12 protein-coding genes are annotated in these 14416 nt (G+C 72.5%); 9 read left to right on the top strand and 3 right to left on the bottom strand.

Translation table 11 applies throughout. The annotated features are described in order from the left end of the window. Nucleotides 1–44: 44 nt before the first annotated feature. Both A3IG_RS0103710 and thrS read left to right on the top strand, forming a co-directional pair. Nucleotides 45–1229 carry a hypothetical protein gene (locus tag A3IG_RS0103710; protein WP_018382199.1) on the top strand — a complete coding sequence of 395 codons (1185 nt, stop codon included), beginning with the start codon at nucleotides 45–47 and terminating at the stop codon, nucleotides 1227–1229. Nucleotides 1230–1420: 191 nt separating this feature from the next. Beyond that, nucleotides 1421–3400 carry a threonine--tRNA ligase gene (gene thrS / locus A3IG_RS0103705; protein ID WP_026219863.1) on the top strand — a complete coding sequence of 660 codons (1980 nt, stop codon included), beginning with the start codon at nucleotides 1421–1423 and terminating at the stop codon, nucleotides 3398–3400. A gap of 73 nt (nucleotides 3401–3473) precedes the next feature. On the opposite strand, the gene A3IG_RS0103700 is transcribed toward thrS, so the two are convergent. Then, the gene (locus A3IG_RS0103700; protein WP_018382197.1) at nucleotides 3474–4226 is read right to left on the bottom strand and encodes a maleylpyruvate isomerase family mycothiol-dependent enzyme; all 753 of its coding nucleotides are present in this window, start codon (nucleotides 4224–4226) and stop codon (nucleotides 3474–3476) included. A 131-nt stretch (nucleotides 4227–4357) separates the two neighbouring features. Here A3IG_RS0103700 and A3IG_RS0103695 point away from each other — a divergent pair, with 131 nt between their 5' ends. Further along, nucleotides 4358–4939 carry an HIT family protein gene (locus tag A3IG_RS0103695; protein WP_018382196.1) on the top strand — a complete coding sequence of 194 codons (582 nt, stop codon included), beginning with the start codon at nucleotides 4358–4360 and terminating at the stop codon, nucleotides 4937–4939. A gap of 72 nt (nucleotides 4940–5011) precedes the next feature. Here the strand turns inward: A3IG_RS0103695 and A3IG_RS0103690 are convergent, their stop codons facing one another. Beyond that, nucleotides 5012–6652 carry a hypothetical protein gene (locus A3IG_RS0103690; RefSeq protein WP_018382195.1) on the bottom strand — a complete coding sequence of 547 codons (1641 nt, stop codon included), beginning with the start codon at nucleotides 6650–6652 and terminating at the stop codon, nucleotides 5012–5014. Between the two features lie 183 nt (nucleotides 6653–6835). After that, nucleotides 6836–9031 (bottom strand): elongation factor G-like protein EF-G2, encoded by a 2196-nt coding sequence (locus A3IG_RS0103685; RefSeq protein WP_018382194.1) that lies wholly within the window; start codon nucleotides 9029–9031, stop codon nucleotides 6836–6838. 299 nt (nucleotides 9032–9330) lie between these two features. Between A3IG_RS0103685 and pgsA the strand changes: the two genes are divergently transcribed. From pgsA to pdxT, 6 genes are all read left to right on the top strand, one after another. Next, nucleotides 9331–9993, top strand: coding sequence for a phosphatidylinositol phosphate synthase (pgsA, locus tag A3IG_RS0103680; protein WP_018382193.1), 663 nt, complete (start codon nucleotides 9331–9333; stop codon nucleotides 9991–9993). Beyond that, on the top strand, nucleotides 9990–10892 hold the full coding sequence (locus A3IG_RS0103675; protein WP_018382192.1) for a phosphatidylinositol mannoside acyltransferase: 903 nt from the start codon (nucleotides 9990–9992) through the stop codon (nucleotides 10890–10892). The genes pgsA and A3IG_RS0103675 overlap by 4 nt, the downstream gene beginning before the upstream one ends. Further along, nucleotides 10889–12067: a glycosyltransferase family 4 protein gene (locus tag A3IG_RS0103670; RefSeq protein ID WP_018382191.1), complete on the top strand. Its 1179-nt coding sequence runs from the start codon at nucleotides 10889–10891 to the stop codon at nucleotides 12065–12067. Before A3IG_RS0103675 ends, A3IG_RS0103670 begins: the two co-directional genes overlap by 4 nt. 65 nt (nucleotides 12068–12132) lie before the next feature. Beyond that, entirely contained in the window at nucleotides 12133–12669 is a 537-nt protein-coding gene (locus tag A3IG_RS0103665) for a membrane protein (protein WP_018382190.1), read from the top strand. A gap of 56 nt (nucleotides 12670–12725) precedes the next feature. Further along, on the top strand, nucleotides 12726–13643 hold the full coding sequence (gene pdxS, locus A3IG_RS0103660) for a pyridoxal 5'-phosphate synthase lyase subunit PdxS (protein ID WP_018382189.1): 918 nt from the start codon (nucleotides 12726–12728) through the stop codon (nucleotides 13641–13643). A gap of 158 nt (nucleotides 13644–13801) precedes the next feature. Next, nucleotides 13802–14407: a pyridoxal 5'-phosphate synthase glutaminase subunit PdxT gene (pdxT, locus tag A3IG_RS0103655; RefSeq protein ID WP_018382188.1), complete on the top strand. Its 606-nt coding sequence runs from the start codon at nucleotides 13802–13804 to the stop codon at nucleotides 14405–14407. Nucleotides 14408–14416 lie beyond the last annotated feature (9 nt).

The following is a 14416-nucleotide window of genomic DNA, read 5'->3' as shown; positions in this document are numbered from 1 at the left end:
GTTCACGGCCGGACGGCTCGAGACCGGGCGGTTCCAGGTCGGGGGTGTCGGACGGGGAGGGCCCCCTCGAGGAGTTGCCCGACGCGCGGTGGGTCGATCCCGCGGTGCTCAGCGGGCTGCTGGCCAGGTACGGCTGGCAGCGGCGCGGTGGGGTCCCCGGCCGGTACACCCGCTGGACCCCGCCGGTCGGCACCCGGTTCGCCGACCGCGAGGTCAGCCTGCTGGTGCCGCACGGCGGACGGTGGGAGGACCACGGGGAGCTGCTCCACGAGGCGTTGACGGCCCTGGCCCGCTCCGGAGCGCCCTCGGCCGTCCGGATCCTGCGTGGTCTCGCCGTTCCCGGCGACGAGATCCGCTGGATGCGGGAGGTGCCGCGGACCGCGGGAACGGTGTCCTGGGAAGCGGCCGAGCGCCTGTGGACCGGCGTGCGCGCCATGCTCCTCGCGGTCGCCCACGCCGACTGCCCTCCTCACGGGTACTTCGGCGAGCGCCACGCCCGCTACGTCGCCGGGGTGCTGAGCCAGGTCCTGGTGGAGTCCTCCCCCGGGGGCCGGCCGCTGACCGTCTACGCGCCGGTGCCCCAGGGGCGGCCGCTGACCACGGCGTTGCTGCGGAGCCTCAACGCCACCAGGGATGCCGTGGACCACCGCAGGGCCACCGGTTCCATGGAGGCGTTCGACTCCGCGGTCGACCGCGGGGTCTGCCGTGAGTTGACCGAGTCCCTGGTGCGGCTGGTGCACGGTGCCGCACTGGTGGAGGTCTCACTGTCCTGGTCGTCCGCCGTCGGGCCGCCGCACGGCTACCCGAACCGGCCGCCGGCCGTGGTGTTCTCCCCGGTGGACCTGCCGGTGTTGCGTGAGGCCGGCGTCCGGTACCTGCACGCCGAGCAGTCGGTCGCGGTGCGGATCACCGGCGAGGTGGTGGCGCTCTACCGGCGGAGCGCGGACGGGGCCGGCACGGTCCGGCTGCGCGTGCTGGCCGGCGCGGACGTCGAGCAGGTGGTGGCCCAGCTCGCCGGGGGCCGCTACCGGGTGGCGGCCCACGCCCACCTGGCCGGCGTCCCGGTCCGGGTGAGCGGCCTGCTGCACGGCCGTGGGGGGTTCCGCCGTCTGACCGCGGTGCGGGAGGTGACGCCGGCGCCCGTCGATCCGCAGGAGCGGGAGCGGCTGTCGGCCTCGGTGCGGGGCGCGGCCGAGCTCGTGGAGGAGCTCCGCGAGCAGCGGGGCTGATCAGGCGCCGCCGCGCGGCCGGGCCCCGGAGGGCCTGTCCGGCGCGTTACCGTTTCGCCCGTCGGGCATCCGGCTCGGTACGATTCGTCAGCGCGGCACCCCGCCGCGGCCATGTGTCCCCGGGACACGCGCCCACACACGTTCACGAACACGCGCCCATGTGTTCCACGTGCACGAGTCAGGAGAGACCGGTGTCAGACCTCCGTGTGATCATCAAACGCGATTCCGAGCGGGATGAGCGCGTGGTGACCACGGGGACGACGGCCGCGGCGCTCTTCGAGGGTGACCGCCGGATCATCGCCGCCCGGGTCGCCGGCCAGCTCAGGGACCTCACCCACCGGCTGGCGGACGGCGACGAGGTCGAGCCCGTCGCCATCGACAGCGAGGACGGCCTGGCGATCATGCGCCACTCCACCGCGCACGTACTCGCGCAGGCGGTGCAGGAGCTGTTCCCCGAGGCGAAGCTCGGCATCGGCCCGCCCATCAAGGACGGGTTCTACTACGACTTCGACGTGCGGACTCCGTTCCAGCCCGACGACCTCAAGCGCGTCGAGAAGAAGATGCAGGAGATCGTCAAGCGCGGACAGCGGTTCTCCCGCCGGGTCGTCACCGACGACGAGGCCCGCACCGAGCTCGCCGACGAGCCCTACAAGCTCGAGCTGATCGGGCTCAAGGGCGCCGCCGCGGACGCCGCGGAGGGCGCCTCGGCCGAGGTCGGAGCCGGTGAGCTGACCATCTACGACAACCTGGACGCCAAGACCGGCGAGCTCTGCTGGCGCGACCTGTGCCGGGGCCCGCACCTGCCGAACACCCGCATCATCCCCGCGTTCAAGCTGATGCGTTCCGCGGGCGCTTACTGGCGGGGCAGCGAGCGCAACCCGATGCTCCAGCGGATCTACGGCACCGCCTGGCCCTCCAAGGACGAACTCAAGGCGCACCTGGACTTCCTGGCCGAGGCGGAGAAGCGGGACCACCGGCGGCTTGGTGCCGAACTCGACCTGTTCTCCATCCCCGAGGAGATCGGCTCGGGCCTGGCGGTGTTCCACCCGCGCGGCGGGATCATCCGCCGGGCCATGGAGGACTACTCCCGCAGGCGCCACGAAGAGGCCGGCTACGAGTTCGTCTACACCCCGCACGCCACCAAGGGCAGGCTCTACGAGATCTCCGGCCACCTCGACTGGTACCGGGACGCCATGTACCCGCCCATGCAGCTCGACGAGGGCCACGACTACTACCTCAAGCCCATGAACTGCCCCATGCACAACCTGATCTACCGGGCCAGGGGGCGTTCCTACCGCGAGCTGCCGCTGCGGCTGTTCGAGTTCGGCACCGTCTACCGCTACGAGAAGTCGGGCGTGGTCCACGGCCTCACCCGGGCCCGTGGTTTCACCCAGGACGACGCACACATCTACTGCACCGTCGAGCAGATGCCCGACGAGCTGGACTCGTTGCTCACCTTCGTGCTCAACCTGCTGCGCGACTACGGACTCAACGACTTCTACCTGGAGCTGTCCACCAGGAACCCGGAGAAGTCCGTCGGCACCGACGAGGTGTGGGCGCGGGCCACCGACGCGCTGCGGCAGGCGGCCCAGAAGCAGGGGCTGGAGCTGGTCCTCGATCCCGGCGGTGCCGCGTTCTACGGGCCGAAGATCTCGGTGCAGGCCAGGGACGCCATCGGCCGGACCTGGCAGATGTCCACCGTGCAGGTGGACCTCAACCTGCCTGAGCTGTTCGACCTGGAGTACACCGCCGCGGACGGCTCGAGGCAACGGCCCGTGATGATCCACCGCGCCCTGTTCGGCAGCATCGAGCGGTTCTTCGCGGTGCTGCTCGAGCACTACGCCGGCGCCATGCCGCCGTGGCTCGCGCCGGTGCAGGCGGTGGGCATCCCCATCGGCGACGCCCACGTGCCCTACCTCGAGGAGTTCGCCGCCCAGGCACGGTCCAGGGGCCTGCGGGTCGAGGTGGACGCGTCGGCCGACCGGATGCAGAAGAAGATCCGCAACGCCCAGAAGAACAAGGTCCCGTTCATGGTCATCGCCGGGGACGACGACATGGCCAACGGCGCCGTCAGCTTCCGTTACCGCGACGGCAGCCAGGCCAACGGCATCCCCCGGGACGCCGCCCTGGCGGAGATCGCCGACGCGGTGGAGCGCCGCGTCCAGGTGTGAGCACCCGGGGCGCCGGCGGCTGGACCCCCGGCCGCCGGCGCCCCGGACCGCGGTCAGCCCGGGGGAGGGGCGATCAGGTCAGGTCGGGCCAGGCGAGGAGGGCCTCGACCAGGGCACGGTCCCCCTCGACCCTGATCCGGTCGGGCCCCAGGCGCCCGTTGAGGAACAGCAGCAGGTCGCTGGCGGAGCCCTCGAGTCGGACGGCAGGGGCCGTCCCGTCGTCCTCGACGACCAGCGAGCCCCGCTCGGCCAGGTCCACCAGCCACCGCGGGCCCTGGGAGACCTGGACCGAGACCCTGGCCGGTCGGTGCGGCCACGGGCCCGCCGAGCCGAGGAACACGTCCAGGAACCCCGAGAGGCCGTCCACGGCGGCCACTGTGGGGATCGGCTCGGGCCGTCCCACCGCCTCCTGGGCGTCGTGCGCGTGCACCGCTGCCTCCTGCACCTGGTGGCGGGCGACCGACGCCGCCGTCCACGAAGCGGACGCGGGGTCCCACCAGGCCCAGCAGCCCCGCTCGGGGCCGGCGTCCCGCAGCGCGGCCAGGAGCAGGTCGGTCGACTCGGACGACCAGGCGACGAGGTCGCCGTGGGGGTCCGCGCCGTCGATCGCGGCCCGGTTCGGCGGGGCGTCCCGCGGGCCAGCGGCGATGGTGGCCGCCCAGAACCGCTGCACGAAGCCGAGGTGCGCAACGAGGTCCCGCAGGGACCAGTCCGGGCAGCCGGGGACACGGACCTCGAGGTCGGCCGGGCCGGCGGCGGCCCCGCGCAGTGCGGCGGAACGGTCCTCGATGAGATCGAGGAACTCCGGGAAGGCAAGCGTCGTCATGGGCGTCTTCTACCACGCGGCACCGACAGCCACCCGGCCGGACCCGCCGCCCCCCGGGGACGACGGGGCGGTAACCGGTGGTGGGGCGCCGTCCGGCTGCCCTCGGGTCCCCTCGCCCGCCGCGGACGCTTATGCTGACCGGCATGACGCGTGAGCCGGAGTTGCAGGTCGGAGTGGGGTCGCCGGACGCGTTCCAGCGCCTGTGGACACCCCACCGGATGGCGTACATCCAGGGCGAGAACAAGCCCACCGGTCCCGGGGCCGGTGACGGTTGCCCGTTCTGCACCATCCCCGGTCTGTCGGACGAGGAAGGGCTGGTGGTGGCCCGCGGCGAGCACGTCTACGCGGTACTCAACCTGTACCCGTACAACTCGGGACACCTGATGACGGTGCCCTACCGCCACGTCGCCGACTACACCGACCTCACCGCGCCGGAGACCGTGGAACTCGCCGAGTTCACCAAGAAGGCGATGACCACGCTGCGCCAGGCGTCGGGAGCCCAGGGTTTCAACATCGGCATGAACCAGGGCGCCGTGGCCGGGGCCGGGATCGCCGCCCACCTGCACCAGCACCTGGTGCCGCGCTGGGGTGGTGACACCAACTTCATGCCGGTGATCGGTGAAACCCGGGTGCTGCCCCAGCTCCTCGCGGACACCCGTACCATGCTCGCCCAGGTCTGGCACCACCCGCTGTCCGCGCCCGGCGCGGAGTAGCCACCCCCGCCCGCCGCGGTCCAGCCCGGACGCCGCGGGCGGGGTGGTACCCGACCGGCCCCGCGCGGTGTCTCAACGGGCGTCGTAGTGGTCCACCTTGCCGGGGGCCGCGCCCTGGACCGCGCCGCCGAGGCTCCCGGCGCGGTTGCGGAACGGCTCGACGTCCACGTTGTTGTCCTCCAGCACCTTGAGGGTGGCCGCGTGCACCGCGCGGATCACGGGGGCGGCGGCACGCAGCGCGTCGTCCGCCATGAACCGGTGGGTCCACGGCGGCTCCACCCACGAGTGCCGCAGCCCGAACGGCTCCGGCAGGGTGAGCTTGCCGCCCAGCCACTCCAGCAGCGAGGGGATCCAGATCAGCGGCGCCCGGATGGCGAGTCGGACCACCTCCTCCGTCGTCACCAGCGGCAGCGTCACCTTCTTGGTCTCCCAGAACTTGACGCTCTTGGGGACCGTCTTGGTCCTCGGCGACGGCTTGCCCGCGAGCGACGGCGCCACAGGACCCAGCGTGTAGCCGGTGACCTCGACCCGCAGCGAGCGGTGCAGCGTGGTGACCGTGCACATCAGGGTCAGGACGAACTGTCCCTCCCACAACACGAACTGCACACCCACGTAGTGCCGGCTTCCGGCGTCGAACTGCTGCTCGTTGCAGATGCGCTGCACCTCGAAGTCGCGGATCGAGTAGCCGTCCACCTCGGGCCCGCTCGGCCGGGAGACGGCCCCCGCTCCCTCGTTCACCGGCACCACGATCCAGTGCCGCACCGAGGGGCGGGGGAACCCGCCGCTGTGCAGGGGGCCGCGCGGAAGGTCCCGGAGGGCTCCGTGGATGGCCTTGACCACGTCCCACGAACGGAACTGGTTGATGTCGGTGTGGCCCGGTGCCGGGCGGAGCTCCTCGTCCATCACCCAGCCGCCCCACCGGGAGCCCATGCCGAGTATGCCGTCACGCCCCCGGTAGAACACCACGTTGCTGTTCTGTTCCTGGCCCAGCTTCTCCAGCTCCTCGCGCATCCGCTCGGCCCTGGTGTCGTTGGGCCCCGACGGCACCGCCTCCGGCACCGAGGGGCCGGCGTCCGCGCCGTCCAGCACGGCCGTCCACCTCTTGCGCAGCTCGACGGCGGTGGCGGTGCACAGCCGCCTGGCGACGAACCAGCCGGCCACCGGGGCCAGCAACACCAGCCGCAGGTACAGGCCGGGGAGGCCGGAGGCCGGCGGCCGGACCGCGAACAGCACGGCTGCGGCGGCCACCACCACGATCACCAGGGAGTTCAGGGAACTGAACCGCGACGCCGTCCGGGACAGCGTCCGCTTGAGTTGGAAGGCCCCGACCCACACCAGCGTCCCGGGCAGGAACAGCAGCCCGAACACGGCCATCACGATGGTCAGCCGGATGTCCCGGTTCCTGCGGATGCGACTCGCGGCCAGGCAGTGCCGCACCACCGCCGCCGGGTCCACCCCGAACGACTGGATCACCGGTTTCCGGCCGCCGCCGAGCATCCGCACCTGCACCGCGCGGCAGAAGGCCTCGCCGAGGTTCGGCTCCAGCAGGCTGAACCTGCCGGCCGACTGGGACGTGCCCTCACTGAGCTTGGTGAGCTCCTCCATGCTGCCGTCGCGGTAGGCAGCCGAGGAGAGCATCTGGGTCGGCGCGGTCTGCTGCCCCACGTCGGTCAGCGGGACCTGGGCTCCCGGGCTGAAGTCGAACGTGGTCACCGTACCCCCTGCCAACTCGCGGGCTGCGCCCGCAGGTTCCTGCCGCGCCCGACGGTCCTGCTGCGCAGAAGCATGCCCGCGGCGCGGCACGGGCACACCAGGTCGTCAGCCTAACCACCCGGGTGCGCCCGTGCCGTGGAGATTCCGGATCCGCCGCCCGGCGGGTCCGATCAGCTCCCGGGCCTACCTCTCGGCCGCCGTCTCGCGGACCCTGACGGCGAGTTGGGGCGGCATCGGCTCGTGCCGGGCGTAGGCGCGCCTGAACCGGCCGGTGCCGTGGGAGAGCGACCGCAGGTCCACCGCGTACCTGCTGATCTCGATCTCCGGGACCTCGGCGCGCACCAGGGTCCGCCCCGGCGTCGCCGGCTCGGTGCCCAGCACCCGGCCACGGCGGCCGGACAGGTCACTCATCACCGGGCCCACGTACTCGTCCGGGACCAGCACCCCGACCTCGGCCACCGGCTCCAGCATGTGGATCACCGTGCCCGCCGCCGCCTCCCGCAGCGCCAGCGCGCCCGCGGTCTGGAAGGCCGCGTCCGAGGAGTCCACCGAGTGCGCCTTGCCGTCGAGCAGGGTCACCCGCACGTCCACCACCGGGTACCCCGCGGCGACGCCCCTGGCGAGCTGGGCCCGCACGCCCTTCTCCACCGAGGGGATGAACTGGCGCGGCACCGCGCCGCCGACCACCTTGTCCACGAACTCGAACCCACCGCCTCCCGGGAGGGGCTCCACCTCGATCTCGCAGATGGCGTACTGGCCGTGGCCACCGGACTGCTTGACGTGGCGCCCGCGCCCGCCGGCCCTGGCTCCGAAGGTCTCGCGCAGCGACACCCTGTGCGGCACGGTGTCCACCTGGACGCCGTACCGGGAGCGCAACCGGTCGAGGAGCACGTCCACATGGGCCTCGCCCAGACACCACAGCACCACCTGGTGCGTGTCCTGGTTCTGTTCCAGGCGCATGGTGGGGTCCTCGGCCACCAACCGGGCCAGGCCCTGGGAGAGCTTGTCCTCGTCCGCCTTGCTGTGCGCCTCGATCGCCACGGGCAGCAGCGGGTCGGGCATCTCCCACGGCTCCACCAGCAGCGGGTCGTCCTTGTCCGAGAGCGTGTCGCCGGTCTCGGCCCGGGTCAACTTCGCGACGGTGCAGATGTCCCCGGCGACGCACTTGGCGACGGCGCGCTGCTGCTTGCCGAACGGTGAGGACAGGGTGCCGAGGCGCTCGTCCACGTCGTGGTCCTCGTGCCCCCTGGTGGCCAGGCCGTGCCCGGACACGTGCACCGTCTGGTCCGGCCGCAGCGTTCCGGAGAACACCCGCACCAGGCTGATCCGGCCCACGTACGGGTCGGAGGTCGTCTTGATGACCTCGGCGGCGAGCGGCCCCTGGGGATCACAGGTCAGCGCAGGGCGGGGGCGGCCGTTCGGGGTGGTCACCTCCGGGAGCCGGCCCTCGGGCGGGGTGGGGAACCCCCCGGTGATCAACTCGAGCAGTTCCACGGTGCCCAGGCCCTGCCTGGCACCGTTGGCGGCCGGGGCCGCGCCGAGCACCGGGTGGAAGGTGCCGCGGGCCACGGCCCGTTCCAGGTCGGTGACGAGCGTCTTCATGTCCAGCGCCTCGCCACCGAGGTAGCGGTCCATGAGGGACTCGTCCTCGCTCTCCGCGATGATCCCCTCGATCAGCCGGTCCCGGGCGTCGGCGATCAGCGCCGCCTGGTCGTCGTCCGGGTCGCGCTCCAGGCGTTCGCCCGAGGAGTAGTCGAAGACCCGTTGGGAGAGCAGCCCGAGCAGGCCGGTGACCGGGGACTGCCCGTCGCCGCCCGGTGCGCCGTACGCCGGGAGGTACAGCGGGAGCACAGCCTCGGGGTTGTCGCCGCCGAAGACCTCCCGGCACACCCGGAGCATCTCGTCGAAGTCGGCGCGGGCGGCCTCGAGGTGGGTGACGACGACCGCGCGGGGCATCCGGACGGCGGCGCACTCCTCCCACACCATCCGGGTGGCCCCGTCCACCCCGTCGGCCGCGGAGACCACGAAGAGGGCGGCGTCCGCGGCCCGCAGTCCGGCCCGCAACTCCCCGACGAAGTCCGCGTATCCGGGGGCGTCCAGCAGGTTGATCTTGATGCCGTTCCACTCGACCGGCACCAGGGAGAGCTGTACCGAGCGGTGTTGGCGGTGCTCGATCTCGTCGTGGTCGGAGATGGTGCCGCCGTCCTCGACCCGCCCCGCCCTGGTGGTCGCGCCGGTCGCCAGGGCCAGCGCCTCGACGAGCGTGGTCTTGCCCGAGCCGCTGTGGCCGACCAGCACCACGTTGCGTACGGACGAGGGCTGGTCGGCCGTCGGTGCCCTTCCGGCGGCTCCTGGGTGGGGGTTCGTCCTGTCGGCCATGGGCTCGCCTCCCGCTCCACCGTGCAGTGGAAGTCCGCAGGGATGGGGAACGCGCACGCCACGGGACCGCTCCGGCGGCCCCGTCGACGCCCGCGGTCCCTCGAGCTTTCCACGGGCGTCAGCACCCGTCCATAGGGCGTGCGGGCGCCGTCCTCCGCGCCGTGCCGGCCCGGTGGGGCGGTCCCGTCGCCGTCACCCGACGGGTGCCGTCGCAGAGGAGGGAGTCGCTGTCTGGCTACGATGGGCCAGCCGGTGCCCGTCCGGGCCCTCCGGCATCCGCCGACACCATCGGGAAGGTCATGCTCAACAAGTACGCGCGTGCGTTCTTCACGCGTGTCGTCACGCCGTTCGCCACCATGCTGGTGCGCGCCGGGGTCTCCCCGGACATGGTCACGGCAGTGGGCACCGTCGGCGTGGCGGCGGGGGCCCTGGTCTTCTACCCCAGGGGGACCTTCTTCCTGGGGACCCTGGTCATCACCCTGTTCGTCTTCTCCGACCTGCTGGACGGCACCATGGCCCGCCAGGTGGGACGGTCCAGCCGCTGGGGGGCGTTCTGGGACTCCTCGCTCGACCGGGTGGGCGACGCCGCGGTCTTCGGCGGACTGCTGATGTGGTTCGCCGGGAAGGGCGACGACCTGCTGCTCGCCGCGGTCACGCTGTTCTGCCTCGCCAGCGGGCAGGTGGTGTCGTACACCAAGGCCCGGGCCGAGAGCCTCGGGTTGAAGTGTGACGTCTCCGGACTGATCGAACGCGCCGACCGGATGGTGATCACGCTGGTGCTCACCGGACTCTCCGGCCTGCACGAGTACGGCGTGCCCTACATCGACTGGCTGCTGCCGATCGCCCTGTGGGTGGTCGCCGTGGGCAGTGCGATCACCCTGTGGCAGCGGATGCACGCGGTCTACCACGAGGCGCAGGAGGCGGACGCATTGGAGTCCGCCCGAAAGGGCGGGCCCGCGTGAGGGAACGGCTGACCGACACCGCGTACGCGCTGGGCTGGACCGCGGTCAAGCGCATGCCGGAGTCAGCGGCCGAACGCCTCTTCACCAGGATCGCCGACAACGTCTGGTCCCGCCGGGGGCGGAGCGTGCTGCGCCTGGAGGCCAACCTGCGCCGGGTGGTGCCCGCCGCCCCACCGTCCGCGATCAGCGAGCTCTCCCAGGCCGGCATGCGGTCCTACATGCGCTACTGGCGCGAGTCGTTCAGGCTGCCCACCTGGGACAGCGAGCGGGTCCGCGCCTCGTTCGACCCCAAGGACGTGCACCGGGTGGACGAGGGCATGGCCTCGGGACAGGGGGTCATCCTGGCCTTGCCGCACCTGGCCAACTGGGACCTGGCCGGGGCGTGGATCGCCGAGCGCGGCTACCCGTTCACCACCGTCGCGGAGCGGTTGAGGCCGGAGAAGCTGTTCGACCGGTTCGTCGCGTACCGGGAGAGCCTGGGCATGGAGGTGCTGGCGCACACCGGGGGCCAGGGTCCGTTCGACACCATGGTCAGACGACTGCGGGCGGGCCGTCTCGTCTGCCTCGTGGCCGACCGCGACCTGTCCCGGAGCGGCGTCGAGGTGCGTTTCTTCGGCGAGGCGGCCCGGATGCCGGCGGGGCCGGCGCTGTTGGCGCTGCAGACCGGCGCCCTGCTGCTGCCGGTCACCCTGTGGTACGGCGACATCCTGCACGGCCAGGTCCACCCCCCGGTGCCGGTGCCCGCGCACGGCACGCGGACGGAGAAGGTGGCGGCGATGACCCAGTCCATGGCCGACGTCTTCGCCCAGGGCATCGCCGAACACCCGGAGGACTGGCACATGCTGCAACGGCTCTGGCTGGCCGACCTGGACCGGTCAGCGGACGGGGGACGGAGGTGAGGATCGGGATCGTCTGCCCGTACTCCTGGGACATCCCGGGGGGCGTGCAGTTCCACATCCGTGACTTCGCCGAGTACCTGCTCGGGCACGGCCACCAGGTGTCGGTGCTCGCCTCCGCCGACGACGACGGCGCGCTGCCCGACTACGTGGTGTCCGCGGGCCGCGCGGTACCGGTGCCGTACAACGGCTCCGTCGCCCGGCTCAACTTCGGTTTCCTGTCCGCCGCCCGGGTGCGCCGCTGGCTGCACGACGGACGGTTCGACGTGCTGCACATCCACGAGCCGGCGCCCCCGTCGCTCGGGCTGCTCGCCTGCTGGGCCGCCCAGGGCCCGATCGTGGCCACCTTCCACATGTCCAGCCCGCGCTCCCGGGCCATGATCGCCGCGTATCCGATCCTGCAACCGGCCCTGGAGAAGATCAGCGCCCGCATCGCGGTCAGCGAGTACGCCCGGCGCACCCTGGTGGAGCACCTCGGCGGAGACGCCGTGGTCATCCCGAACGGGGTGGACGTGCGGTTCTTCGCGGACGCCACCCCGCGCCCGGAGTGGCAGGGCAGGGCGGATCTGGGACGGCCGGGCACCATCGGGTTCATCGGCCGCCTCGACGAGCCACGCAAGGGCCTGCCGACGCTGCTCTCGGCGTTCGAGCGGATCTCGCACCAGCGCCCCGGGGCGCGGCTGCTCGTCGCCGGCCGGGGTGACGAGCGCGAGGCCGCGGAGGGCCTGCCGCCGCACGTCCGGGGGCAGGTGGAGTTCCTCGGGATGGTCAGCGACGCGGACAAGGCCCGGCTGCTGCGCAGCGTTGACCTGTACGTCGCCCCGAACACCGGCGGGGAGAGCTTCGGGATCATCCTCGTCGAGGCGATGTCCGCCGGGGCGCCGGTGCTCGCCAGCGACCTCGACGCCTTCCGGCAGGTCCTGGACCAGGGGGCCGCCGGCGAACTGTTCCCGGTGGGCGACCCCGACGCCCTCGCCGACCACGCGCTGCGCCTGCTCGGCGATCCGGCCAGGCTCGCGGAACTGCGGGCTGTCGGCAGCCGCCACGTGCGCCGTTACGACTGGCCGGCGGTGGCCGGGGACATCCTGGCGGTGTACGAGACGGTGGCCACCGGCGCCGCCTCGGTCGCCGCCGACGAGCGCGTGGGGCTCTTCGCCCGCTTCGGCCGTCGGGTGTGACGCCGCTCGCGGAGGACCGGTCGCGGGCCGGTGGCCGCCCGGGACCGAGGCAGTAGCCTGCGCACGTGACCACCTGGATCCTGATCGTCATCGTCGTGCTCGCCTTCGGGGTGTACCTGAGCTGGACGGCTGGCCGCCTGGACCGCCTGCACTCGCGGATAGACGCCTCCCGCGCGGCGTTGGACGCGCAGCTCCTGCGCCGGGCCTCGGTGGCGCAGGAGGTGGCCACCTCCGGGCTGCTCGACCCGGCCGCCTCGATCGTGCTGTACCAGGCGGCGCAGGCCGCCCGGCAGGCCGACGACGAACAGCGTGAGGTGGCGGAGAGCGAGCTGAGCCAGGCGATGCGGGCGGTGTTCGGCGAGGAGGAGCAGCTCGAGGCGCTGCGCTCGGTCCCGGGGGGCGAGGAGGCGATCCGGGAGCTGTCCGCCGCCGTCCGCCGGGTGCCCATGGCACGGCGCTTCCACAACGACTCGGTGCGGGCGGCCAGGGCGGTGCGCCGGCACCGGTTGGTGCGCTGGTTCCGGCTGGCTGGTTATGCGCCCTTCCCCATGACATTTGAGATGGATGATGAGTCTCCGACCCCGCTGTATTCGGCCACATGAGCGAGCGCTCTACGATGGAGTCGTCGACTTTTCGTCTTTGAGTGTGAGGTCACACCGTGTCCACTGCGTCCCCCCTCCCCTCGTCCGACAGCCCCGAGACCGGCACGGCGCGCGTGAAGCGCGGCATGGCGGAGCAACTCAAGGGAGGTGTGATCATGGACGTGGTCACGCCAGATCAGGCCAAGATCGCTGAGGATGCCGGTGCCGTCGCTGTGATGGCCCTCGAGCGTGTGCCCGCCGACATCCGCCGGGACGGCGGCGTTGCCCGGATGTCCGACCCCGACATGATCGACGGCATCATCAAGGCCGTCTCCATCCCCGTGATGGCCAAGTCCCGGATCGGGCACTTCGTGGAAGCCCAGGTCCTGCAGGCCCTGGGCGTGGACTACATCGACGAGTCCGAGGTGCTGACCCCCGCCGACGAGGTCAACCACAGCGACAAGTGGGCCTTCACCACGCCGTTCGTCTGCGGTGCCACCAACCTGGGCGAGGCGCTGCGCAGGATCGCCGAGGGCGCGGCCATGATCCGTTCCAAGGGCGAGGCGGGCACCGGGAACGTGGTGGAGGCGGTGCGCCACATGCGGCAGATCCGTTCCGAGATCCGTCGTCTGACCACCCTGGACGACACCGAGCTGTACGCCGCGGCCAAGGAGCTCCGCGCCCCGTACGAGCTGGTGAAGGAGGTCGCCACGCTCGGGAAGCTCCCGGTGGTGCTGTTCAGCGCGGGTGGCGTGGCCACGCCTGCGGACGCGGCGCTGATGATGCAGCTCGGGGCGGAGGGCGTGTTCGTCGGCTCCGGCATCTTCAAGTCCGGTGACCCGGCCAAGCGCGCCGCGGCGGTCGTCAAGGCCACCACCTTCTACGACGACCCGGACGTGATCGCCAAGGTCTCCCGCGGTCTGGGCGAGGCCATGGTCGGGATCAACTGCGACGAGCTGCCGGAGTCGCAGCGCTACGCCAACCGGGGCTGGTAACGCCGCGCGCCCGTTCCGGCCGCCCACCGCGGTCGGAACGGCTCCGGTCGGTGAGGTCGCCGGCCGGACGGCCCCCCCCGACGTCCCGTCCGGGGGGCCGCCGCCGGACCGCCACCGCCCTTCCACCGCCCCGAGTCCGTGTTGAGAGGTGCCCTCCCGTGTCCGCCACCCCCGTCATCGGCGTGCTCGCCCTCCAGGGCGACGTGCGCGAGCACAGCGCCGCCCTTGCCGCCGCCGGTGCCTCGGTCGTTCCTGTCCGCCGCGTGGGGGAGCTCGCCGGGGTGGACGCCCTGGTGCTGCCTGGCGGCGAGTCCACCACGATGTCCAACCTGGCGGTGGCGTTCGGGCTGCTCGAGCCGCTGAGGGAACGGATCGCGGCCGGGATGCCCGCGTACGGTTCGTGCGCCGGCATGATCATGCTCGCGGACAAGATCCTGGACGGCCGGGACGACCAGGAGACCATCGGCGGGATCGACATGATCGTCCGGCGTAACGCCTTCGGGCGGCAGAACGACTCCTTCGAGGCCCCCGTGGACCTCGCCGGCGTGGACGGAGGCCCCGTGCACGGCGTGTTCATCCGCGCGCCCTGGGTCGAGTCGGTGGGTGCCCGGGCCGAGGTGCTGGCCAGGGTCGGCAGCGGACCCGCCGAGGGGCGGGTGGTCGCGGTGCGCCAGGGGCCGCTGCTCGCGACCTCGTTCCATCCGGAACTGACCGGTGACCACCGCGTCCATCGACTGTTCGTGGAGATGGTGCGGTCCCGATAGGATCGCCCC

Source organism: Wenjunlia vitaminophila DSM 41686 (genome assembly GCF_000380165.1).
Taxonomy (GTDB): Bacteria; Actinomycetota; Actinomycetes; order Streptomycetales; family Streptomycetaceae; genus Wenjunlia; species Wenjunlia vitaminophila.
Note: the sequence above shows the minus strand (reverse complement) of the source record. Positions and strands in the feature narration are given on the sequence as shown.